Source organism: Streptomyces sp. NPDC050433, from assembly GCF_044458565.1.
GTDB lineage: Bacteria > Actinomycetota > Actinomycetes > Streptomycetales > Streptomycetaceae > Streptomyces.
In genome coordinates this window covers 232,980-254,334 of record NZ_JBITIB010000001.1, presented here as the reverse complement: position 1 = coordinate 254,334, position 21,355 = coordinate 232,980, and the positions used below count along the sequence as shown (strand labels likewise).

The window sequence follows — 21,355 nt, the reverse complement described above, 5'->3', positions numbered from 1 at the left end:
GGAACCATGGCCGTGCTTCTCAAGTCCACCGTTCTACAGAGAAGATGCATCCGGCTACTTGTGAGACGGCAGGAGGGGCGCGGTGGCGGCGTTCGCACCGTTGACTTCGGGGGACCCTGAACAGATCGGCCGATACCGGCTGGCGGCACGGCTCGGCCAGGGCGGCATGGGTCGCGTGTACCTGGCCCGGTCGCCGAGCGGGCGCATGGTCGCGGTGAAGGTGGTGCGCGCCTCCTTGGCGGACGACGCCGGCTTTCGGCAGCGGTTCGTGCGGGAGGTGGCAGCGGCGAGCCAGGTGGCCGGGTTCTTCACCGCCGCGGTCGTCGACGCCGACGCGGAGGGCCGCCCGGCATGGCTGGCCACCGAGTACATCCCCGGGCTTTCCCTGGGGGACGCGGTGGCCGAGCACGGGGCCTGGCCGGAGCGTGCGGTGCGACAGCTGGGGGCCGCACTGGCCGAGGCGCTCGGAGCCGTCCACCGAGCGGGCGTGGTGCACCGCGACCTCAAACCGTCGAACGTGCTGCTCGCGGCGGACGGCCCCCGATTGATCGACTTCGGAATTTCGCTGGCGGCCGAGGACACCGTGCTCACGGAGACGGGCGTGGCCATCGGCACCCCCGGGTTCATCCCGCCCGAGCAGCTGCGGGGCGAGAAGGCCGGCCCGGCCGCTGACGTGTTCGCCCTGGGAGCGGTCCTGGCGTACACGGCGGCAGGCACCAGGCCGTTCGGGAACGGCGCGGGGCATGCGGTCAACTACCGGGTCGTGCACGAGGAACCCGACCTCGGCGGACTGTCGTCCGCGCTGGCCGAGGTGACGGCCCGGTGTCTGGCGAAGGACCCGGAACAGCGGCCCGCGATACCGGAGTTGCTGCAAGAGCTGGGGCATGTGCCGGACGGCCCGCTCACGGAGGATCACTGGCTGCCCGGACCGGTCGCCGCCGCGATCGCCCGTGTCCGAGCCACCCCGCTGCCGGGGGCCTCCGGTCCCGCCGCAGAAGGCGGGGCGACCCCCGAGGCCGCCTCGGAGCCTTCCCCGGTCACGGCCTCACCGGAGGTGGAGATCGTTGACAAGTCCGCCGCCGAATCCGCTGCCTCCGGCGGCCGGAACCGCTCCCTGACCCGGCGGCGTCTGCTGACGGGGCTCTCCGCCACCGCGGTCCTCGGCCTCGGCACCACGGCAGCGCTCCTGAACGGCTTCGGTCGTCCCGAAGAGCCGGAGAAGCCCGGAAGCGCGCCGAAGCTGAAACAGCTGTGGTCCCGCTCCCTGAGCGGCGGGCTGTCGCTGGACGTGGTGGCGAACAGCGCGGTCTATCTGAGCAGCGACGACCAAGGCACCCTGCTGGCCCTGGACGCCAGGAACGGCGGACGGCGGTGGCAGCGTCGAGCAACAGGGAGCGGTACGGTCATCACCTCCGTCTCCGGCGGAACGCTCTACTACGGCAGTGGCGACTATCTGTACGCCGCGGATCCGGACAGCGGCGAGACCCGCTGGAAGGACAAGGACTATACCCTCCACATGGCGCCGATCACGGTCGGCGATGCCGCGTACGCCCGCTTCCAGACGTTCTTCTTCGTGCGGGACGCCAACACCGGCGAGCCACTGTGGAAGTACGAGGTCGGCGCCGGGGAAGACATCGTCGTTGCCGACGGCACGGTCTACGCTCACGGCGGCCAGGTGCTGCACGCGGTGGATACCGGTACCGGCAAGGAGAGATGGACTCACGAGGCCGACAGCACCGCGGTCACCCGCCCGGTCGTGGCGCGCGGGATGGTCCATTTCGGCAGCCGTGACGGCACTCTGTACGCCGTCGACGCCCGGACCGGCACGGAGAGCTGGCGGCGCGGCTTCACCGGCAAGCTGTGGGACCCGCGGATCGCGGACGGCGCGGTCGACCCGGTCGTGGCCGGCGAGGTCGTCTACTTTGCGAACAACGCCTATGTGTCGGCCTTCGACGCCGGCACCGGCGAGCCGCTGTGGCGCCACAGCCCGACTGCGGAAGAGGTCGACACACTGTCGGTGACCGCCGGCACCGTCCACTTCACCGACAGTACCGGGACGCTGTACGCCCTCGACGCCCGCACCGGCCGTCCGAAGTGGACGGAGGACCTGATGTCCGTGGGTGATGGGCGCCCGCACATCGTCGACGGCACCTTCTACTTCGAGGACGGCGACCGGCTGCGCGCCGTGTCAGTGGTGGCTTAGGGCGGAGCACGCGGGCACGAGGCCGACGTGTAATCGTGGGCGTGCCAAGGTAGTTGGACTGGCCGGACCGTGCCGGGCACGGGGCAGTGAGGGGAGCGACGGGTGGCGGGGTACGCACCTCTGGAAGCTGAGGACCCCGGCCAGGCCGGGCCGTATCGGATCGTGGGCCGGCTCGGCTCGGGCGGCATGGGCCGGGTGTACCTGGCCCGGTCGCCCGGCGGCCGGACGGTCGCGGTGAAAATCGTCCGGGAAGAGCTGGCGGAAGACCCCACGTTCCGGCGGCGGTTCGTCCGAGAGGTCAGAGCCGCCCGGCGCGTCACGGGCTTCTTCACCGCCGCCGTTCTCGACGCCGCCCCGGAGGCCGACCCTCCGTGGCTGGCCACCGCCTACGTGCCCGGCCTCTCCCTGACCGAAGCGGTCACCACACATGGCCCCTGGCCGGAGAAACCCGTACTGGAGCTGGGCACCGCACTGGCCGAGGCGCTGGAGGGCATCCACAGAGCCGAGGTGGTGCACCGCGACCTGAAACCCTCGAACGTGCTGCTCGCCGACGACGGCCCCAGAGTGATCGACTTCGGGATCTCGGTGGCCGCCGAGGACACCAGACTCACCCTGACCGGTACCACCCTCGGCACCCCCGGCTACATGCCGCCGGAGCAGCTCGTCGGCGAGGACGTCGGCCCCGCCGGCGACGTGTTCGCCCTCGGCGCGGTCCTGGCGTACACGGCGACCGGGACCAGGCCCTTTGCGGGAGGCTCCGCGCACGGGGTGAACTACCGGGTCGTCCACGAGGAACCCGACCTCCGCCGCGTGCCGGCCCGACTCGCGACGGTGGTGGCCCGCTGCCTCGCCAAGGAGGCCAGGCATCGCCCGTCAGTACCGGAACTGATCGAAGAGCTGGGCCAGTTCTCGGAGGCCGGCCGCACCGCGGGCGGGTTCACCGGGGACGGCTGGCTGCCCGCACCGGTGGCCACCGAGATCACCCGCATCCAGAACACACCGCTGCCGGACACGGCCCAGCCCGCCACCGTAGCCGCCGCATCCGAGCGGACCACGGCTGGTGCCGTGCCCCCGACCGCCGTTGCCACCAAGGCACTCGGGGTCGCACCGGGCGCCGGCCTTCCCACACCACCCCAACTGCGGGGCTTCTCCCGGCGCCACGCCCTGATCGGCCTCGCCGGCGCCGCGACCCTGGTGGTCCCCGCGGTCACGCTGCTTGTGCGCGACGGCCTGGCCGACAGCGGCCGGAGCGACGCCCAGGACGACAAACCCGACGCTCCGGCACGGAAGTTGGCCTTCGAAGAGTTGTGGTCCTACGAGAAGGACCCCGTCGACCCACCAGTGGCGTCCGAAGGGAAGGTCTACTTCGCCGACCACGACGGCAGTCTGCGCGCCCTCGACGCCGACAGCGGTGCCCTGGTGTGGAGTTACGACGAGTTGAAAGGGGCGCGGAATTCAGTGGATCTCTCTGATGGAGCACGGCACCCCCTCGTTGTCGACAGGGCGGTCTACGTGTCCACCGCGGATTCGGGCGCGCTGCACTCGGTTGACATAGGCACCGGGAAGAAGCGGTGGAGTTTCGGGATCGGCCGTGAGCGGGCGAAGGCAGGCTTCGTCGCCTTCTCGCCCGTCGCCGTCTCCAAGGGAACCGCCTACGTGGTCAGCATGTACTTCCGGTCGGAAGCGGTCCTGCACGCGCTGGACGCCGAGACCGGCGAAGGGCGGTGGCACCGCTCTGTCGGCCGCGGCCTGACGCAGGCGCTGACCGTGGCGGACGGCGTGGTCTACTGCGGTCTGGGACAGGACTACAAGTCCTACTTCTACGCCCTGGACGCGGACACCGGCGCCCCACGGTGGCGGATCAAGACCGCCGATGACATCTGGGGCAAGGTGTCCTCGATCACGGTCGACGGCAGCACCGTCTACTTCGGCACGGAGAAGGGCGCCTTTTACGCCGCGACCACCACCACGGGCAAACTGCGCTGGAGGTACCGAACGAAGTCCGACGACGAGGAATGGACCAACCCGCCCCTCGTCGCCGACGGCGTCGTCCACGCCAGCATCAAGAACCGCTGGTCCAGCACCAACGACGGCCCCGGCCGCGCGTACGCCTTCGATGCCGACTCCGGCGAACGGCTGTGGACCTACGACACGACGTACTCGGCCTCGCCGGTCTTCCTCACCGGCGGCGCGCTCCACTTCAGCGACACCAAAGGTTCCCTGCACGCTCTGGACCCCCGCACCGGCAAGTCCCTGGGAGAGGCCCGACTTGCCGACGACACGGACCCGAGCCTTACCGTCTCCGGTGACCGCGCCTACTTCGACGGCGGGGACGGCCGCCTGCACGCGGGGAGGATCTCTCTGACCGACGGCTGAACGCCCCTGTTCGCCGTGACCGTTGGGCGACAACCACTGGGCCTCCCACCCGTCCCGAAGTGCGGGACGGAAGACGGGGTCGGCTGGAGCGCCCGCCAGACTTGCCAGAAACGCCCCGCGCGTTCAGCCCTGCGCCCTGGCCCGTCGTGAGACGACCGCTCGCAGTACCCGCCGACCCTCGGTCGAGACGTCCAGTGCCTGGCGCAGGCCCGCCGTGCCCGCCGTGTCGGAGAGGATCTGGAGGATCTGGATCTGGCGGCGCAGTTCGCCGGAGACCAGGGGGCCGGCGACGAACGGGCCGATGCCGGGGTTCGCCTCGGCGTCGCCGGCCGCCCCCGCGCGGCAGCGTTCCACCCAGGCGCCGTACGGGCCGCCCGAGTCGGGTGTGTCGATGGGCCTGTCTCCGACCACGTCGAACTGCTGGTGGATCTCCAGCGCCACGACCGAGCAGCTGTCGGACCAGGCGCGCAGTGGCTCCGCCGCCCAGTCGGACGGTGCGGCGGCGAGCATCTTCCGTACGAGGGTGGCCGTTTCGTCGGTGATGACCGCCGACTCCATGGCCTCCCTGGCCGCCGCGAGCCGCGAGGCCCAGGTCTGTTCGCCGTCGGCGAGGCCCGACCAGAGCGGGCGCAGCACCTCGCCCTCGTCGGCGAGCAGGGGTACGCAGCGGTCGAGGCAGGCGACGCCGCTCGCGGCGAGGCCCCGTTCATCCGCCCGAACGATCAGTTCCAGCAGGCTCATTCGCGTCTCCCGTCGCGGGCAGAATACTGCTCATTAAAGCGCCTGGCGGCTGGAAAACGTCACTTGTGGCTCAGAAAGCTGGTGCGGTATGGGAGGAGAGACCACCCACAACCCGATATGTTCTTAATCGCCGGACAGGTCAAAACCAGCCCGCCCGGCGATTGAGGGGGCGGCTAACCGGTCACCTTGTTCGCCAGTGCCCTGAACTGGGGCCAGGTGAGATCTGGTTTGACCGGGTTCCATACCTTCTGCGAAAGCGCGGCCAGCGGCAGCCGGATCCCGTCCGCCACCTGGGCCGGGGTCTGGGCGTTCGCGATGTCGCCCCACACCGCGAACCGTGCGCCGAGGATCTGCTTCGAGTACTTCTGCGGCACCGGCTTCGTGCCGCGCAGCACGAACGGGGTCCACTGCTCGTAGATCCGCTGGCCGGTCGGGTAGACGAAGTCGTTCGGCTGGCCGAGCACGTAGTACAGGAACTCGTCGTTGAGGTTCACCACCGGCCGGCCCTCGCGCAGATAGTCCAGCGGCGGACGCGCGCCGGTCTCCTTGCCGGTCCAGTAGTCGACCTGGAGGTTCTGGTCGGCCTTGACGACACCGCCGGCGAAGAAGCCGTCGTTCCAGGCGGAGATGGCCTTCTTCTTGGGGCGGACGACGGCCGCGCGGTCGTTCATCCAACCGGTCGCGAGATCCTGGACCTTGGCGTCGGCGCCGTACTTCTTCCGTGCGGCGGCGGCCAGTTGCGGGAACGACGCCTGCGGGTCGCTGACCACCAGCGCCTGGTACTCGTCGGCACCGATGTGCCAGTACGGGCCGGGGAACAACGTGTCGTACTCGCGGAGCAGTTCGTCCACGATCTTCGCGGCGGCGGGCTTCGAGATGTCGATGGCCCCGCGGACGGGAGCCCCGTTCACGTTCCGGAGCTGGAGGTCGGGGTGGGGCGCCATCACGGCGCCCAGATGTCCCGGTGAGTCGATCTCGGGGACGATCTGGATGTGCAGCCGGCCGGCGAGGGAGATGATCCCCCGGACCTCGGCCTTGGTGAGGTGCTGCTGGGAGACGACCTCGGGATGGGTGTCCGACTCGATGCGGAAGCCCTGGTCGTCGGAGAAGTGCAGGCCCAGCTGGTTGAGTTTGAGGTCGGCCATCTCGCGCAGCCGGTCCTCTATCCAGCCGGCGGTGTAATGCTTGCGCGCGATGTCCAGATTGAGTCCGCGCTGCGGGCGGTCGGGCTGATCCCGTACGACGCCCTCGGGTATCGCCCCGTCCGCGCGCACCGACTGCTTGAGCGTGCGCGTGCCGTAGAAGACCCCGGCCTCGTCGGGTCCGGCGATCCGGACGCGCCCGTCGCTCGCGGTGAGCGTGTACGACTCCGGGCCCGCCCGCTTGCCCGACTCCAGGGCCAGCTCGACGTCACCGGCCTTCGCTCCGGTCTCACCCCGGTAGCCGATCTTCAACTCCTGGGCGAGGAGCTTCCCCTCGTCGGCCAGTTCCCCGCAGTTCTTCGCGAGGACGACGGCGCTGCCGCCGGACGGACGCCAGCCGGGACCGCCCGCAGCGTCGAACTGCCGTACGGAGGGAACGGTGCGCGGCGCCTGGGAGAGCCCGGCACTGTCCGAAGGCGTGGGTGCGGCCGGTCGGGTGTCGGACCGTGCCGACGACGCCTCGGACGTTCCGGACCGTGTGCCGCGGTCGGGCGGGCCCTCGTCGGGCCAGGCCACCACCGTGAGGGTGACGGCGGCGGCCACGACAGCGGCGCCGCCCACCAGAGTCCCTGGGGAGTTCCACCTCATCCGTGATCATCCCTTGCGTGGAGAAAGAGGAAGGAAGTAGGGCGAACGTCCCATGTCCCCGCCCATCGCGCGAGCCGGGGGCGTCACGTCCGGGTGAAATTCGCGCATCTGTCGGGCATCGGACACCGGCCCTCGATAGCGTTACGAAACATCCGTCTCGCCCATATCTGCCTTCACTTCTGCCACTACTGGCGCTGTGTCCGAGGAGCCCACGCTGTCCAGCGATTCCCACGCCGGTCTGACGCGCTTCAACACCGCACCGGCAGACACCGTCGAGCACCAGCTGCTGGCCTGCTGCGCGAACCGCCGCTGGGCCCGCCGGCTCACCGACCACCGCCCGTACCCGACGGTCGACGCGCTCCTCGCCGCCGCCGACGAGGCGAGCTACGACCTGTCCGCGGCCGACCTCTCCGAAGCGCTCGCCGGCGAGGCGTCCGCCGACCCGCAGCACGGGGCGCCGCCCGCCGCCCGGACCGCGTTGCGGGCCGCGCATGCCGCGTACGAGAGCAGTTTCGGCCACGCGTTCGTCATCAGCCTCGACCGCTGCCGGCCCGAGGAGCGGCTCGACCAGGTGCTGACCGGCATCCGCGAGAGGCTCGCCCACGACCCCGACGACGAGCGCGCCGTCGCCGCCGACGAGCTGCGCCGGCTGGCCCGCTCACGGGTCGCGCGCCTGGTCGGCCACCCCGCGGGCGGCCAACCGACAGGCCGAGCGAGCCGCAAAGCGGAACCGCCCGTACCCCGCGTTTCGCAGGAATCCAGCGACTTCGGCCGTCCGGATAGCCCGTCCGTGGCTGTTTGACCGTCTGTTTGATCACCCCGATGGCCCCCGGCGCAATCGAGCCGACAAAGCGTCGCTACGATGGCCAGGGCCGGTGGACCGTACCCGGCCGGGCGCGACCGACACCACTGTGCTTCTTCGAGTAGAAGATGGCGGCCGGCCCCTATCACCGCTCCCGGAGGGCTTTTCCGTGCCGGCTGGAACGCTGTATCGCGGCCGGGAAGGAATGTGGTCATGGGTGGCTCATCGAGTCACCGGCGTCACCATCTTCTTCTTCCTGTTCGTCCATGTGCTGGACACCGCACTCGTCCGCGTCTCCCCCGAGGCCTACGACGACGTCGTGGCCACCTACAAGACGCCCCTCGTCGGAGTCATGGAGTACGGCCTCGTGGCCGCCGTCCTCTTCCACGCGCTCAACGGACTGCGTGTGATCGCCGTGGACTTCTGGTCCAAGGGCGCCCGCTACCAGAAGCAGATGCTGTGGAGCGTCGTGGGTGTCTGGCTCGTCCTGATGCTGGGCGCCATCTACCCCGTGCTCGGCCACGCCGCACGCGAACTCTGGGGGAGCTGACCCGATGTCCGCAGACACCACCGCGACCGGTTCCACCGCGATCAGTCCCGTCGAGAGCGTGACCGTCTTCGACGCCGACAACCCGGCCCCGCTCATCGAGCCGCCGCGCAAGCGCACCGCGAAGACTCCCAAGGCGACACGCGGCAACTTCGAGATGGCCGCCTGGCTGTTCATGCGCCTGTCCGGCGTCGTCCTCGTCGTCCTGGTCATCGGCCATCTGCTCATCCAGCTGGTGCTGGACGGCGGCGTCAGCAAGATCGGCTTCGCCTTCGTGGCTGGCCGCTGGGCGTCCCCGTGGTGGCAGGCCTGGGATCTGCTGATGCTGTGGCTGGCGATGCTGCACGGCGCCAACGGCATGCGCACGATCATCAACGACTACGCGGAGCGTGCCAACACGCGCCTGTGGCTCAAGGGCCTGCTGTACACCGCGACGGTGTTCACCATCCTCCTGGGCACGCTGGTGATCTTCACCTTCGACCCGAACATCCGCTGAAGCCGGGGCTGACGAGAGCAATGAAGATCCATAAGTACGACACCGTCATCGTCGGCGCCGGTGGTGCCGGTATGCGCGCGGCCATCGAGTCGACCAAGCGCAGCCGTACCGCCGTGCTGACGAAGCTGTATCCCACCAGGTCCCACACGGGCGCCGCGCAGGGCGGCATGGCCGCCGCGCTCGCCAACGTGGAGGAGGACAACTGGGAGTGGCACACCTTCGACACGATCAAGGGCGGCGACTACCTGGTCGACCAGGACGCCGCCGAGATCCTGGCGAAGGAGGCCATCGACGCCGTCCTGGACCTGGAGAAGATGGGTCTGCCGTTCAACAGGACGCCGAACGGCACCATCGACCAGCGCCGGTTCGGCGGCCACTCCCGTAACCACGGCGAGGCCCCGGTCCGCCGGTCCTGCTACGCGGCGGACCGCACCGGCCACATGATCCTCCAGACGCTCTACCAGAACTGCGTCAAGGAGGGCGTGGAGTTCTTCAACGAGTTCTACGTCCTGGACCAGTTGATCGTGGACATCGACGGCGTCAAGACGTCGGCGGGCGTGGTCGCGTACGAGCTGGCGACCGGCGAGATCCATGTCTTCCAGGCCAAGTCGGTCATCTACGCGTCCGGCGGCACCGGCAAGTTCTTCAAGGTCACGTCCAACGCGCACACGCTCACCGGTGACGGTCAGGCGGCCTGCTACCGGCGCGGACTGCCGCTGGAGGACATGGAGTTCTTCCAGTTCCACCCCACGGGCATCTGGCGCATGGGCATCCTCCTTACGGAGGGCGCCCGCGGTGAGGGCGGCATCCTCCGTAACAAGGACGGCGAGCGCTTCATGGAGAAGTACGCGCCCGTCATGAAGGACCTCGCCTCGCGTGACGTCGTCTCACGGTCGATCTACACCGAGATCCGCGAGGGCCGCGGCTGCGGTCCCGAGGGCGACCACGTCTATCTCGACCTGACGCACCTGCCGCCGGAGCAGCTGGACGCCAAGCTCCCGGACATCACCGAGTTCGCGCGTACGTATCTGGGCATCGAGCCGTACACGGACCCGATCCCGATCCAGCCCACCGCGCACTACGCGATGGGCGGCATCCCGACCAACGTCCAGGGCGAGGTCCTGCGCGACAACACGACCGTCGTGCCCGGTCTGTACGCGGCCGGCGAGGTCGCGTGCGTGTCGGTGCACGGCGCCAACCGGCTGGGCACCAACTCGCTGCTGGACATCAACGTCTTCGGCAGGCGCTCCGGGATCGCCGCCGCCGAGTACGCGGCCAAGCACGACCATGTCGACCTGCCGGACAACCCGGCCGAGCTGGTCCAGGCACAGGTCGAGCGGCTGCGGGCCTCGACGGGCGACGAGCGGGTGGCGGTCATCCGCCGCGAGCTCCAGGAGACCATGGACGCGAACGTCATGGTGTTCCGTACCGAGCAGACGATCAAGACGGCCGTCGAGAAGATCGGCGAGCTGCGCGACCGCTATCTGCGTGTGTCCATCCAGGACAAGGGGCGCCGCTTCAACACGGATCTGCTGGAGGCCGTCGAGCTGGGCAACCTGCTCGACCTGGCCGAGGTGATGGCCGTGTCGGCGCTCGCCCGCAAGGAGTCGCGCGGCGGTCACTACCGCGAGGACTTCCCCAACCGGGACGACGTGAACTTCATGCGCCACACCATGGCGTACCGCGAGGTCGGCGACGACGGCACGGAGTCCATCCGTCTCGACTACAAGCCGGTCGTCCAGACCCGCTACCAGCCGATGGAGCGTAAGTACTGATGGCAACTCCCGTACTGGACAAGGTCGAGGCCGATTCGGTGGCCTCGCCGTACATCACGGTCACGATGCGGATCCGCCGCTTCAACCCGGAGATCTCCGACGAGTCCCGCTGGGAGGACTTCGCGATCGAGATCGACCCGAAGGAGCGGGTGCTCGACGCCCTGCACAAGATCAAGTGGGACGTCGACGGCTCGCTGACCTTCCGGCGCTCGTGCGCGCACGGGATCTGCGGCTCGGACGCGATGCGGATCAACGGCACCAACCGGCTCGCGTGCAAGACGCTGATCAAGGACATCACGTCGTTCGACAAGAAGACGGGTGCCCCGAAGCCGATCACGGTCGAGCCCATAAAGGGGCTGACGGTCCTCAAGGACCTGGTCGTCGACATGGAGCCGTTCTTCCAGGCGTTCCGCGACGTGATGCCCTTCCTGGTCACCACCGGGAACGAACCGACGCGTGAGCGGCTTCAGTCGGCGGAGGACCGCGAGCGGTTCGACGACACCACGAAGTGCATCCTGTGCGCGGCGTGCACGTCGTCGTGCCCGGTGTTCTGGAACGACGGGCAGTACTTCGGCCCGGCGGCGATCGTCAACGCGCACCGGTTCATCTTCGACTCGCGTGACGAGGCGGGCGAGCAGCGCCTGGAGATCCTCAACGACAAGGACGGTGTGTGGCGTTGCCGCACGACGTTCAACTGCACGGACGCCTGTCCGCGCGGGATCGAGGTCACCAAGGCCATCCAGGAAGTCAAGCGCGCGCTGATCACGCGGCGCTTCTGAGCGTCCGTCGCTTGCGAGTGCCCGTCGCTTGCGAGTGCCCGGCGCTCACCGGCCCGGTGAGGGCCCGTTCCGTACAAAGCCGTAACGGCCCGTACGGTGCGGGCCCTTTCTGTGCCAGGATTCATTGAGACCAAAAAAGCAGCAGGGGAAGCGGGGAGACATGAGCCAGGCGAATCCGAACCCGAATCCGGACAGCGGTGACGGGGCCTACGGATGGGGCCCCACCCAGCCGGGCTACGGGTATCCGAACCCGGCGCCGGGATACGGCTATCCCGGTGCGGGCAGTCCGGGCTACGAGCCGACGCAGGCGGCCGGCATGCCCGTTCCCGCGGCCTCCGGCGGTGGCACGCCGCTGGTGTCGATCGGGGACATCACCGTCATGAACCACGGGATCGTGACACCGTCCGGCACGCTGCCGCTCCAGGGCGCGGTGTGGAACGCGACGGACATGTCGCGCACGGAGGAGAAGATCCCGGCGCACGCCATCGTCCTGGCGGTCATCTTCTTCATCTTCTGTCTGCTGGGTCTGCTCTTCCTCCTGATGAAGGAGAAGAAGACCACCGGCTTCATCCAGGTGATGGTGACCAGCGGCGGCAAGCACCACTCGACCATGATCCCGGCCACCAGCCCGGACACCTTCAACATGGTCATGGGGCAGGTCAGTTACGCCCGTTCGCTCAGCAGCATGTGACCGGGGAGGCCGGGGCGTCGGGCCAGACCGTCACCGCGCGTCGGCGGTATCCGTCCCGCTCCGCCTCCTCGACGGAGAACGTGACGGCCTGGCCCACCCGCGGTTCGACGTACTCCGCACCGGCGACGGCCGAGAAGTGCGCCCACACGTCCTCCCGGAGGTTGTCGGCGTCCAGCACGCCCCACCCGTCCTCCTCGTGCCACGCGCGCACCCGGCCGGCCAGCGGTACGCCGAAGCGCCCGTGCAGGGCCAGGACGTCGCGTTCGTCGTCCTCGTCGATCGCGTATCCGGTGTGCGAGGCGACCTGGAACTCCGCCGTGCCGCAGCCGACCCGCCGGCCCCGGACCCGTCCGCTGCCGGCCAGCGAGCCCACCGGATAGGGCAGACCGCCGGGGCCGTACACCGCGACGCCCCGCTCGTCCGTACGGGTGGCGCCGGCCAGGTCCACCGCGTGGACGTCGACCAGCCGGCCGCCGTCGTCCACCAGAACATGGTTGTACGGCCCGTCGTCGCGCAGCAGCCGGAAGCCGTGGTCGCGCATCGTCCGCCCGTACGCGGCCAGGCTCTCCGCGCGTACGACGACGTCCAGGTCCTCATGGGGCCGGGTCTGCTCGCACAGGAGGGCGTCGACGCCCCAGCCGCCGTCGAGCCAGATCTCGATCCCGGCCCGGTCGAGCAGGTCCAGGACGGCCAGCACATCCTCCGCACGCATCATGAGCCCGACTCTTCCCGATGGGGCGGTTGACGGCATCATGACTGCGTGGCCCGGACCGAGCAGACCCGCACCCTGATCCTGGAAACCGCCCTGCGCCTCTTCCAGGAGAACGGCTACGACCGGACGACCATGCGGGCCATCGCCAAGGAGGCCGGGGTCTCCGTCGGAAACGCGTATTACTACTTCTCCTCCAAAGAACATCTCGTCCAGGGCTTCTACGACCGGATAGCCGCCGAGCACGGGGCGGCAGTCCGGAGCGTGCTGGCGGACGAACGGGATCTGACGGCCCGTCTCCGGGGCGTCCTGCTGGCGTGGTTGGACACGGCGGAGCCCTACCACCGGTTCGCCGCGCAGTTCTTCAAGAACGCCGCCGACCCGGACAGTCCGCTCAGCCCCTTCTCGCCGGAGTCCGGCCCGGCGCGCGAGGCGGCCGTCGGCGTCCACGAGCGGGTGCTCGCGGGATCGTCGGCCCGGATGGACCCCGAACTGGCCGAGCAGCTGCCGCACTTGCTGTGGCTGTTGCAGATGGGGCTCGTCCTGTACTGGGTGTACGACCGGACGCAGGACACCGAGCGCAGCCGCCGGCTCGTGGTGCGTGCGACACCGGTCGTCGCCCGCGTGATCGCACTCTCCCGCTACCGACTGCTGCGTCCCGTCGTACGTCAACTTCACGATCTGCTGGTGGAGTTCATGCCGGGTGCGATGGTGACGCGGCCTCGGACACCTGCGTCGCCTCCGACGGCTCCGACGGCTCCGACGACGACGGGCTGAGCGCCAGATCGTGCACGAGCGGATCGCCGCCGACCGCGATGTGCCGGGTCCACGGCTCGTACGCGCCGGACGTCACGGCCAGCAGGTACGAGCCGGCGGACGGGGCGCTGAGGATGTACGCGCCGTCGGCGAGCGTCGCGACCCGGTCGAGCTGCTTGCCCGCGGGTGAGACCAGGGTCAGTACGGCGTCGGCGACGGGCTCGCCCTCCTCCGTACGGACGAAGCCGTGGACGACGGTGGCGCCGGAAGGTTGGGAATGGCGATCGTCCAGGCGGTGGTCCACTCCCACGGCGGCGAGGTAACGGCGAAAACGGCACCGGGAGCGGGCTTGACGGTGACGGTCACGCTGCCGAGCTGAGGTGGGAGGAGGGGCCGGGCGCGGGGGCGCGCCCGGCTCCGAGTGGGCGCGCCCCTCGCCCCTTCCCGTGGCTCAGGCCTGGCGGGAGGCCAGTTGTACCACCGTGATGTCCGCCGGTGCGCCGACCCGGACCGGTGGGCCCCACGCGCCCGCCCCGCGCGTCACGTAGAGCGCCGTGTCGCCGTACTGCTCAAGGCCGGCCAGGGTCGGGTTCGCCGCCTGTGCGATGTAGTTCACCGGCCACATCTGGCCGCCGTGGGTGTGGCCCGACAGCTGGAGGTCGATGCCGTGCTTCACCGCGTCGTGGATGACGACCGGCTGGTGGGCGAGGAGTACGGACGCCCTCGCCGGGTCGCGCCCGCCGAGTGCCTTGGCGAAGTCGGGGCCTTGGCCCTCCTCCTCCCCCGCGATGTCGTTGACGCCCGCCAGATCGAACCCCCCGGCGATCTCCACGCGGGCGTTCTCCAGCGGATGCAGGCCCAACTCACGTACGTGGTCGACCCATTCGCCCGCGTCGCCGAAGTACTCGTGGTTTCCGGTGACGAAGTACGAGCCGTGCCGCGACCTCAGTCCGGCCAGCGGTTCGGCCGCCGACCCCAGGTCGGCGACGGTTCCGTCGACCATGTCGCCGACGACGGCGACAAGATCCGGGTTCGTGGAGTTGATGGTGTCCACGACGCGCTGCGCGTGGGCACGGCCGAGCAGCGGGCCGAGGTGGATGTCGCTGACGACGGCGATCCGGTAGCCGTGCGTGGCGCGCGGCAGCTTCGCGAGGGGCACCGTGACGCGCTTGACGCTGGGGCCGCGGAGCACGTTCGACGTGCCGTATCCGACGGTGGCCAGCGCGGCGGCGGCAGCGGCGCCTCCGACGACGCGGGAGACGAAGAGCCGCCGGGAGGGATCGGGGGCGGGGGCCGCCGGGGCGGCCGGGGCGGTCGCGGGAACGTCGGGCGGCCCGGCGGCGGGCGCGCCGACAGTCGCCGGTTCCTCGGCGGGTGCCGTCTCCGTACCGCCCGCCGCAGCACGGCGTTCGAGCACCCGGCGCAGCACCGGCCGTACGGCCTCACCGACCAGCAGCGCCAGCAGCAGATAGAGCAGCGTCGCCAGCCACATGTACGCGGGCCAGCCGAGGACCTGCTTCAGCACGAACGGTGTGTCGGCGCGGCCCACCGAGACGCCCGCGAAGGTCAGGACCGGCAGCAGGATGACCACGGCGGTGCCCGCCTTGCGGGCCGTACCCCCCGCCGCGGTGGTGTCGCGGACCAGGCGCCGCCATATGTAGTAGTGCGCGCCCGCCACCAGCGCGACGGCGGCGAGCGCCACCAGAACAACCACGACGATCACGAGCCGATCCCCTTTATTTATCCCTGACGCTGTCTCTGTACTACGTGCTCGTCACCGGCTTCGTTCCGCGTCTCGCTTCGCAAGGCGCGGACTCCTCGGAACCCCACCGCCCCGACTCCCGTCCCCAGAAGAAAGGACGTGATGGCGAGCAGCAGATGAACCCAGAAGTACCCCGTGGGGTCACCGGCGTCGTCGAAGGCGAGTCCGCTGCCGTCCTGCCACAGGTTCTTGACGAAAGTGATCCAGATGAACCAGCTCCACACCCCGAAGGCGAGCAGGAACCAGGACACGGGGCGGCTGAGCTTCATGGATCCAGTATCGCCGGAGCCCGTGCCGCCGCTTCGCCGGGGGCTGCCCGCCCCGGACGGCGGAGCGCCCCGATGGCCGGAAAGTGGTCTGTCCCAGCGGTGGAAGCGGCGGGTCCGCCCGCCGGTGTTCGGATCCCCCGTCAGGCCATGTACGTTCTCGACCGTGTCCGCATTGAAAAAGACCGCGTTGACGGTCCTCGCCGCCGCGTTGCTGCCCGTTCTGACCGCCGCCCCCGTCCTGGCGGACGACGCCAAGGTGGACAGCTCCGAGGACAAGCAGCCGAAGCCGCCGGCGGCGATGTCGACGGTCGGCGGCTCCCTCCTCGGCAAACCCGGCACCCAGGTGAATCTCGCCCCAGGAGTACCGGTCCTGCCGAAGAAGGTGACCGGCAGGTCCTGGATCGTCGCGGACGCCGAGAGCGGCGAGGTCCTGGCCTCTCACAACGCGCACTGGCGGCTGCCGCCCGCGTCCACGCTGAAGATGCTCTTCGCCGACACGGTCCTGCCCGTGCTGCCGAAGACCCAGTCCCACAAGGTGACGAACGCGGATCTGACCGGCGTCGGTGAAGGCAGCAGCCTGGTGGGGGTGAAGGAGGAGAGCACGTACACGGTCCACGACCTGTGGATGGGTGTCTTCCTGCGCTCCGGCAACGACGCCGTGCACGTGCTGTCCAAGATGAACGGCGGCATCGACAAGACGGTCGCCGACATGAACAAGCACGCGACCGAACTGAGGGCGCTGGACACGCATGTCGTCTCGCCGGACGGTTACGACGAGAAGGGCCAGGTCTCCAGCGCGTACGACCTCACCCTGATCGCCCGCTCCGGACTGCAGAAGAAGGACTTCCGGGAGTATTCGTCGACCGTCAGGGTGCAGTTCCCCGGCGAGGAGAAGAAGCCGGAGAAGGGCAAGAAGGCCCCGAAGCGGGAGACCTTCGAGATCCAGAACACCAACCGGCTGCTGACCGGGGACTCGGGCCTGGAGCCGTACAAGGGCATCGCCGGAGTCAAGAACGGCAACACCACCAACGCCGGGTCGACCTTCACCGGAGTCGCCGAACGCGACGGCAAGGTCCTGCTGGTGACGGTCATGAACCCGTCCGGAGAGGAGAGCCTGGCGGTCTATCAGGAAACGGGCCGACTGCTGGACTGGGGCTTCAGCGCCGCGGGGAAGGTCAAGCCGGTCGGCGAACTGGTGAAGCCCGGATCCGTCGGCGACTCCGACAAGGAGGCTGTCGGGCAGAAGGACTCGGGCGGCAAGAGCGAGGGCGGCAGCGCCGGGACGGATCAGGCGTCGCTGGGGGACAAGGACTCCGCGTCGTCGGGGTCGAGCGGCATGGAGATCGCGGTGGCCATCACGGGCGGCGCGCTGCTGCTGCTGGCGGCGGCCGTGTTCCTGGTGAACCGCCGGTGGCCGCTGCCGGACCTGGTCAAGCGCCTGCCGGGCCGTTAGCCACCGGCGGCGGGGACGGGGGCGGGGACCCGCGCCCCGCACGGGTCGCACCGGCGGTCGTGTCCCTGGCCGTGTCCCTGGCCGTGTCGCCGCCCCCGTTCTCGTCGGCCGTCCCCCGCGGCTCCGCCCTCCCCCGCGTCGCCGTCCAGGCGGCGCAGAACAGCAACAGCTTCGCCGTGAAGTTGATCCACAGCAGCAGCGCGACAGGCACCCCGAACGCGCCGTACATGCTCTTGCCCGCGACGTCCCTCACATAGCCGCCGAGCAGGAGCTTGAGCAGTTCGAAGCCGACCGCGCCGATGATCGCGGCGACGATCAGCCGGCGCCGGGGCGGCTGCACGCCGGGCAGCAGCGTCAGCACGTACAGCAGGATGAGGAAGCCCGCGACGGCCGCCACGACGATCGCCGCGATCTGGAGCAGCACACCGCCGGCGCCGCCCTGCCGGATGCCGAGCCGGTCGGCGGTCCAGCCGATGGCCGTGGAGCCGAGGGCGGACGCGCCGATCGAGGCGAGAGCGGTGGCGCCGAGGCCGACGAGGACGATCGCGTCCTTGCCCTTCCGTAGGAAGGGGTTGCCCTCCTCCGCGTCGTCCAGCCCCCAGACGGCGCGCAGGCAGTCCCGCATCGAGCCGACCCAGCCGATGCCCATGAACAGCAGCACCGCGCCCGCCACCAGTCCCACGGTGGTCGCGTTGGCGACCAGCGAGTGGAGATCGAGCTGGTCGGAGATGCCGGGGACCTGGTCGGTGAGGGTGCGCTGGAGGCGGTCGAGCCGGTCCTGGGTGAGCAGCGCGGCCCCGATCGCCGCGGCGACCGTGATCAGCGGGAAGACGGCCAGGAAGCTGATGAAGGTGATCGCCGCCGCCAGCCGCGTCCAGTGGGCCCGGTCAAGGGTCTCGTAGGAGCGCCAGGCGTGCGTCAGCATCAGCCGGGCCACGAGGGGGCCGACGACGGGGAGTTTTTTCAGCCAGTCCATGACGGAGACCTGCCCTCGGATCGGAGAACCAAAGGTCAGGTACCCCGGAAGGCGATGCGCACGTCATCATTCACCGACACTCACCGAACCACCCATTCATACGAGTACGGCAGCAAATAAGGCTTACAGCGCAAAGAATTACGTTTAGGGCGATACCGTCTCGACCATGTCGTCTGCCGAGATCGCCGACCCTGTCACCGGCTGGGGCCGCACCGCCCCCACGGCCGCCGCCCGTCTCGTACGGCCGCGTTCTTACGAGGAGACGGCCCGCGCCGTACGCGGCTGCGGTACGCGCGGCGGCATCCCTCGCGGCCTCGGCCGTGCGTACGGCGACGCGGCTCAGAACGCGGGCGGTTCCCTCATCGACATGACCGCCCTGGACCGCGTCGTCTCCGTCGACGCCGAGGCCGGGATCGTGGAGTGCGAGGCGGGGATCAGCCTGCACCGGCTGATGGAGGTGCTGCTGCCGCTGGGCTGGTTCCTGCCGGTGACGCCCGGGACCCGCCATGTGACGGTCGGCGGGGCGATCGGCTCCGACATCCACGGCGGGAACCACCAGGTGTCGGGGGCGTTCTCCCGCCACGTACTCTCCCTGGACCTGCTCACCGCCGACGGCGACGTCCGTACGGTCGTCCCCGGCACGCCGCTGTTCGAGGCGACGGCGGGCGGCATGGGGCTGACGGGGGTCATCCTCGCGGCGACCTTCCGGCTGCACCCCGTCGAGACCTCCCTGATGTCCGTCGACACCGAACGCGCCACGGACCTCGACGATCTGATGGCCCGTCTTACGGCGTCCGACGACGGCCGGGGTCAGGGTCTGGGGCAGGGGCAGGGGCACGGCTACTCGGTCGCCTGGGTCGATCTGCTCGCCCGCGGCTCCTCCTTGGGACGCGGGGTCCTCACCCATGGCGAACACATGCCACTTGCGGCACTGTCCGCGCGAGCGGGGCGTACGGGACGTGCCGGGCGTGCGGGACGCGCCTACAGGCAGCCGCTCGCCTTCCGGCCCGGTCAACTGCCCGGCGTGCCCTCCTTCGTACCCGAAGGACTGCTGGGCCGGACCACGGTCGGACTCTTCAACGAGCTGTGGTACCACGCCGCACCGCGTCGGCGGACCGGTGAACTCCAGCGCATCTCGGCGTTCTTCCATCCGCTGGACGGCGTGGCGCACTGGAACCGCCTGTACGGGCGCGGGGGCTTCGTCCGGTACCAGTTCGTCGTCGGAGACGGCCAGGAGGAGGCGCTGATCCGGATCGTGCGGCGCATCGTCCGGCGCGGCTGTCCTTCCCTCCTCGCCGTGCTCAAGCGTTTCGGCGTGGGCGATCCGGGCTGGCTGTCGTTCCCGATGGCCGGCTGGGCGCTCTCGCTGGACATCCCCACCGGCGGCACCGGCCTGGGCCCCTTCCTCGACGAGCTGGACGAGGACGTCGCCGCCGCCGGAGGCCGGGTCTGTCTGGCGAAGGACTCGCGGCTACGGCCCGAACTCCTGGCCGCGATGTATCCGCGACTGGACGATTTCCGGGCGCTGCGGGCCGAACTCGACCCGGGCGCCGTCTTCGTCTCCGATCTCTCCCGCCGTCTCTCGATCTGACGCCTCGGTCGATCCGACGCCTCAGCCACTCACCCCCCTCGCTGCAAGGAGCACCGCACCATGAAGGACGCCTTCGGCATCCCGCAGTCCCTGCTCGTCCTCGGTGGGACGTCCGAGATCGCGCTGGCCACGGCGCGTCGGCTGATCGCTCGCCGTACGCGTACGGTCTGGCTGGCCGGCCGCGCGTCGCCCGCGCTCGACACCGCCGCCGAGCATCTGCGGGCCCAGGGCGCGGACGTCCGTACCGTCGACTTCGACGCGCTCGACCCGTCCTCGCACGCGGAGGTCCTCGGCAAGGTCTTCGCGGAGGGCGACATCGACATGACGCTGCTCGCCTTCGGCGTCCTCGGCGACCAGGCGCACGACGAGGCCGATCCGCTCGCCGCCGTCAGGGTCGCGCAGACCAACTACACGGGCGCGGTCTCGGCCGGTCTGGTGTGCGCGGCGGCGATGCAGACGCAGGGGCACGGTTCGCTGGTGGTGCTGTCGTCGGCAGCCGGCGAGCGGGCGCGGCGCGCCAATTTCATCTACGGGTCGAGCAAGGCGGGCCTGGACGCGTTCGCGCAGGGGCTCGGGGACGCGATGTACGGCACGGGGGTGCATGTGATGGTCGTGCGGCCCGGCTTCGTACGGACGAAGATGACGGCCGGGCTGGAGGAGACACCGCTGGCGACGACTCCGGAGGCGGTGGCCGCGGCCGTGGAGCTGGGGCTGCGGCGCCGGTCGGAGACGGTGTGGGTGCCGGGGGCGCTGCGCGTGGCGATGTCGCTGCTGCGGCATCTGCCGCGGCCGGTCTTCCGGCGGCTGCCGGTCTGACGTGCGGCTTCCGGGGGGCGGCTAGGCCGTGTCTGACAAATTGCGCCGTCCACCCGTAGGGCGGGGCGCGCGGCGCCCGGTGCGTGCGATCGGAAGGCGGAGGATCACTCTCGTACTGGGCGTACTCGGATGCCTTCGAGAGCGCTGCCAACGCACCGAGCGTGCGTGCCGGGCGTCGCGCGCCAGGCGGGATTTGTCAGACACGGCCTACGGGCGCAGCGACGAGGCCGCGGGCAGATCGGCGGGGGTGCTCTGCGAGGGCACTCCCGTGATCTCCGTACCGCCGCCGAAGGCGTACTCGTGCAGCATCCGCCACACGCCGTCCGGGCCCTGCTCGTAGAGGCCGAAGGAGGCGCAGCTCCAGCGGGCCGTGTAGTCGGCCAGCTCGTCGTATGCCCGGTCCATCGCCTCCTCGGAGATGCCGTGCGCGACGGTCACATGGGGGTGGTACGGGAACTGGAGCTCCCGCACCAGCGGTCCGGTCGCGTCCCTGACGCGCTTCTGGAGCCAGGTGCAGGCCGCCGCGCCTTCGACCACCTGGATGAAGACCACCGGCGACAGCGGGCGGAAGGTGCCCGTGCCGTAGAGCCGCATCGGGAAGGGGCGGCCCGCCGTGGCGACCGAGGTGAGGTGGGCCTCGATGGTGGGCAGTGCCGCGGCGTCGACCTCGGTGGGCGGCAGGAGGGTGACGTGCGTGGGGATGCCGTGCGCGGCGGGATCACCGAAGCCCGCACGGCACTCCTGGAGCAGGCTGCCGTAAGGCTCCGGGACCGCGATCGAAACGCCGAGCGTTACGGTCCCCACGTCGTTCTCCTCAGTCCTT

At 70.1% G+C, this 21,355-nt stretch carries 21 protein-coding genes; 13 read left to right on the top strand and 8 right to left on the bottom strand.

What is annotated here, in order from left to right:
* The first annotated feature begins 82 nt into the window (after positions 1 to 82).
* On the top strand, positions 83 to 2,203 hold the full coding sequence (locus ACIBLA_RS01230) for a PQQ-binding-like beta-propeller repeat protein (RefSeq protein WP_399197471.1): 2,121 nt from the start codon (positions 83 to 85) through the stop codon (positions 2,201 to 2,203).
* 102 nt (positions 2,204 to 2,305) lie between these two features.
* Positions 2,306 to 4,579, top strand: a complete 2,274-nt coding sequence (locus tag ACIBLA_RS01225; RefSeq protein ID WP_399197470.1) for a PQQ-binding-like beta-propeller repeat protein — start codon at positions 2,306 to 2,308, stop codon at positions 4,577 to 4,579.
* A 123-nt stretch (positions 4,580 to 4,702) separates the two neighbouring features.
* Here ACIBLA_RS01225 and ACIBLA_RS01220 read toward each other — a convergent pair whose 3' ends face one another.
* Together ACIBLA_RS01220 and ACIBLA_RS01215 are read right to left on the bottom strand one after the other, a co-directional pair.
* A complete protein-coding gene (locus tag ACIBLA_RS01220) occupies positions 4,703 to 5,320 on the bottom strand; it encodes a hypothetical protein (protein WP_399197469.1) in 618 nt (205 codons plus the stop codon).
* 173 nt (positions 5,321 to 5,493) lie between these two features.
* Complete coding sequence (locus ACIBLA_RS01215; protein WP_399197468.1) at positions 5,494 to 7,110, bottom strand: glycoside hydrolase family 20 protein; 1,617 nt, start codon at positions 7,108 to 7,110, stop codon at positions 5,494 to 5,496.
* A gap of 196 nt (positions 7,111 to 7,306) precedes the next feature.
* On the opposite strand from ACIBLA_RS01215, the gene ACIBLA_RS01210 reads away from it, so the two are divergent.
* The 6 genes from ACIBLA_RS01210 to ACIBLA_RS01185 all read left to right on the top strand — a co-directional run bounded on the left by ACIBLA_RS01210 (position 7,307) and on the right by ACIBLA_RS01185 (position 12,200).
* Positions 7,307 to 7,912 (top strand): 2-oxo-4-hydroxy-4-carboxy-5-ureidoimidazoline decarboxylase, encoded by a 606-nt coding sequence (locus ACIBLA_RS01210; protein ID WP_399197467.1) that lies wholly within the window; start codon positions 7,307 to 7,309, stop codon positions 7,910 to 7,912.
* Positions 7,913 to 8,081: 169 nt separating this feature from the next.
* Positions 8,082 to 8,462 (top strand): succinate dehydrogenase, cytochrome b556 subunit, encoded by a 381-nt coding sequence (gene sdhC / locus ACIBLA_RS01205; protein WP_363243657.1) that lies wholly within the window; start codon positions 8,082 to 8,084, stop codon positions 8,460 to 8,462.
* A gap of 4 nt (positions 8,463 to 8,466) precedes the next feature.
* Positions 8,467 to 8,955, top strand: coding sequence for a succinate dehydrogenase hydrophobic membrane anchor subunit (locus tag ACIBLA_RS01200; RefSeq protein WP_363243656.1), 489 nt, complete (start codon positions 8,467 to 8,469; stop codon positions 8,953 to 8,955).
* Positions 8,956 to 8,975: 20 nt separating this feature from the next.
* Complete coding sequence (gene sdhA / locus ACIBLA_RS01195; RefSeq protein ID WP_363243655.1) at positions 8,976 to 10,730, top strand: succinate dehydrogenase flavoprotein subunit; 1,755 nt, start codon at positions 8,976 to 8,978, stop codon at positions 10,728 to 10,730.
* Positions 10,730 to 11,509, top strand: a complete 780-nt coding sequence (locus ACIBLA_RS01190; protein ID WP_363243654.1) for a succinate dehydrogenase iron-sulfur subunit — start codon at positions 10,730 to 10,732, stop codon at positions 11,507 to 11,509. The genes sdhA and ACIBLA_RS01190 overlap by 1 nt, the downstream gene beginning before the upstream one ends.
* 160 nt (positions 11,510 to 11,669) lie before the next feature.
* Complete coding sequence (locus ACIBLA_RS01185) at positions 11,670 to 12,200, top strand: hypothetical protein (RefSeq protein ID WP_363243653.1); 531 nt, start codon at positions 11,670 to 11,672, stop codon at positions 12,198 to 12,200.
* Here the strand turns inward: ACIBLA_RS01185 and ACIBLA_RS01180 are convergent.
* Positions 12,187 to 12,915, bottom strand: coding sequence for a nucleotidyltransferase domain-containing protein (locus ACIBLA_RS01180; RefSeq protein ID WP_399197466.1), 729 nt, complete (start codon positions 12,913 to 12,915; stop codon positions 12,187 to 12,189). The genes ACIBLA_RS01185 and ACIBLA_RS01180 overlap by 14 nt on opposite strands.
* Positions 12,916 to 12,960: 45 nt before the next feature.
* Between ACIBLA_RS01180 and ACIBLA_RS01175 the strand changes: the two genes are divergently transcribed.
* On the top strand, positions 12,961 to 13,686 hold the full coding sequence (locus tag ACIBLA_RS01175; protein ID WP_399197465.1) for a TetR/AcrR family transcriptional regulator: 726 nt from the start codon (positions 12,961 to 12,963) through the stop codon (positions 13,684 to 13,686).
* Here ACIBLA_RS01175 and ACIBLA_RS01170 read toward each other — a convergent pair.
* Positions 13,604 to 13,975 (bottom strand): carboxypeptidase-like regulatory domain-containing protein, encoded by a 372-nt coding sequence (locus tag ACIBLA_RS01170; protein WP_399197464.1) that lies wholly within the window; start codon positions 13,973 to 13,975, stop codon positions 13,604 to 13,606. The genes ACIBLA_RS01175 and ACIBLA_RS01170 overlap by 83 nt on opposite strands.
* Here ACIBLA_RS01170 and ACIBLA_RS01165 point away from each other — a divergent pair.
* Positions 13,943 to 14,044 carry a hypothetical protein gene (locus ACIBLA_RS01165; protein ID WP_399197463.1) on the top strand — a complete coding sequence of 34 codons (102 nt, stop codon included), beginning with the start codon at positions 13,943 to 13,945 and terminating at the stop codon, positions 14,042 to 14,044. The genes ACIBLA_RS01170 and ACIBLA_RS01165 overlap by 33 nt on opposite strands.
* A 72-nt stretch (positions 14,045 to 14,116) precedes the next feature.
* Here the strand turns inward: ACIBLA_RS01165 and ACIBLA_RS01160 are convergent, their stop codons facing one another.
* Together ACIBLA_RS01160 and ACIBLA_RS01155 are read right to left on the bottom strand one after the other, a co-directional pair.
* Positions 14,117 to 15,388 carry a metallophosphoesterase gene (locus ACIBLA_RS01160; RefSeq protein WP_399197462.1) on the bottom strand — a complete coding sequence of 424 codons (1,272 nt, stop codon included), beginning with the start codon at positions 15,386 to 15,388 and terminating at the stop codon, positions 14,117 to 14,119.
* Positions 15,389 to 15,405: 17 nt separating this feature from the next.
* Positions 15,406 to 15,696 carry an SCO4848 family membrane protein gene (locus ACIBLA_RS01155; RefSeq protein ID WP_399197461.1) on the bottom strand — a complete coding sequence of 97 codons (291 nt, stop codon included), beginning with the start codon at positions 15,694 to 15,696 and terminating at the stop codon, positions 15,406 to 15,408.
* Positions 15,697 to 15,859: 163 nt separating this feature from the next.
* Between ACIBLA_RS01155 and ACIBLA_RS01150 the strand changes: the two genes are divergently transcribed.
* Positions 15,860 to 17,149: a D-alanyl-D-alanine carboxypeptidase gene (locus ACIBLA_RS01150; RefSeq protein ID WP_363243647.1), complete on the top strand. Its 1,290-nt coding sequence runs from the start codon at positions 15,860 to 15,862 to the stop codon at positions 17,147 to 17,149.
* Here ACIBLA_RS01150 and ACIBLA_RS01145 read toward each other — a convergent pair.
* Positions 17,127 to 18,125, bottom strand: coding sequence for a YihY/virulence factor BrkB family protein (locus ACIBLA_RS01145; RefSeq protein ID WP_399197460.1), 999 nt, complete (start codon positions 18,123 to 18,125; stop codon positions 17,127 to 17,129). The genes ACIBLA_RS01150 and ACIBLA_RS01145 overlap by 23 nt on opposite strands.
* Before the next feature lie 166 nt (positions 18,126 to 18,291).
* Here ACIBLA_RS01145 and ACIBLA_RS01140 point away from each other — a divergent pair, with 166 nt between their 5' ends.
* Positions 18,292 to 19,716 (top strand): FAD-binding protein, encoded by a 1,425-nt coding sequence (locus tag ACIBLA_RS01140; protein WP_399197459.1) that lies wholly within the window; start codon positions 18,292 to 18,294, stop codon positions 19,714 to 19,716.
* Positions 19,717 to 19,776: 60 nt separating this feature from the next.
* Positions 19,777 to 20,532, top strand: coding sequence for a decaprenylphospho-beta-D-erythro-pentofuranosid-2-ulose 2-reductase (locus ACIBLA_RS01135; RefSeq protein WP_363243644.1), 756 nt, complete (start codon positions 19,777 to 19,779; stop codon positions 20,530 to 20,532).
* A gap of 207 nt (positions 20,533 to 20,739) precedes the next feature.
* On the opposite strand, the gene ACIBLA_RS01130 is transcribed toward ACIBLA_RS01135, so the two are convergent.
* Positions 20,740 to 21,336 (bottom strand): 2'-5' RNA ligase family protein, encoded by a 597-nt coding sequence (locus tag ACIBLA_RS01130; RefSeq protein ID WP_363243643.1) that lies wholly within the window; start codon positions 21,334 to 21,336, stop codon positions 20,740 to 20,742.
* Between the last annotated feature and the right edge of the window lie 19 nt (positions 21,337 to 21,355).

Coding starts and splice junctions, on each gene's coding strand:
- ACIBLA_RS01220 (WP_399197469.1), bottom strand. CDS start 5,320: ATGAGCCTGCTGGAACTGATCGTTCGGGCGGATGAACGGGGCCTCGCC.
- ACIBLA_RS01215 (WP_399197468.1), bottom strand. CDS start 7,110: ATGAGGTGGAACTCCCCAGGGACTCTGGTGGGCGGCGCCGCTGTCGTG.
- ACIBLA_RS01200 (WP_363243656.1), top strand. CDS start 8,467: ATGTCCGCAGACACCACCGCGACCGGTTCCACCGCGATCAGTCCCGTC.
- sdhA (WP_363243655.1), top strand. CDS start 8,976: ATGAAGATCCATAAGTACGACACCGTCATCGTCGGCGCCGGTGGTGCC.
- ACIBLA_RS01190 (WP_363243654.1), top strand. CDS start 10,730: ATGGCAACTCCCGTACTGGACAAGGTCGAGGCCGATTCGGTGGCCTCG.
- ACIBLA_RS01185 (WP_363243653.1), top strand. CDS start 11,670: ATGAGCCAGGCGAATCCGAACCCGAATCCGGACAGCGGTGACGGGGCC.
- ACIBLA_RS01180 (WP_399197466.1), bottom strand. CDS start 12,915: ATGATGCGTGCGGAGGATGTGCTGGCCGTCCTGGACCTGCTCGACCGG.
- ACIBLA_RS01165 (WP_399197463.1), top strand. CDS start 13,943: ATGGCGATCGTCCAGGCGGTGGTCCACTCCCACGGCGGCGAGGTAACG.
- ACIBLA_RS01155 (WP_399197461.1), bottom strand. CDS start 15,696: ATGAAGCTCAGCCGCCCCGTGTCCTGGTTCCTGCTCGCCTTCGGGGTG.
- ACIBLA_RS01145 (WP_399197460.1), bottom strand. CDS start 18,125: ATGGACTGGCTGAAAAAACTCCCCGTCGTCGGCCCCCTCGTGGCCCGG.
- ACIBLA_RS01140 (WP_399197459.1), top strand. CDS start 18,292: ATGTCGTCTGCCGAGATCGCCGACCCTGTCACCGGCTGGGGCCGCACC.
- ACIBLA_RS01135 (WP_363243644.1), top strand. CDS start 19,777: ATGAAGGACGCCTTCGGCATCCCGCAGTCCCTGCTCGTCCTCGGTGGG.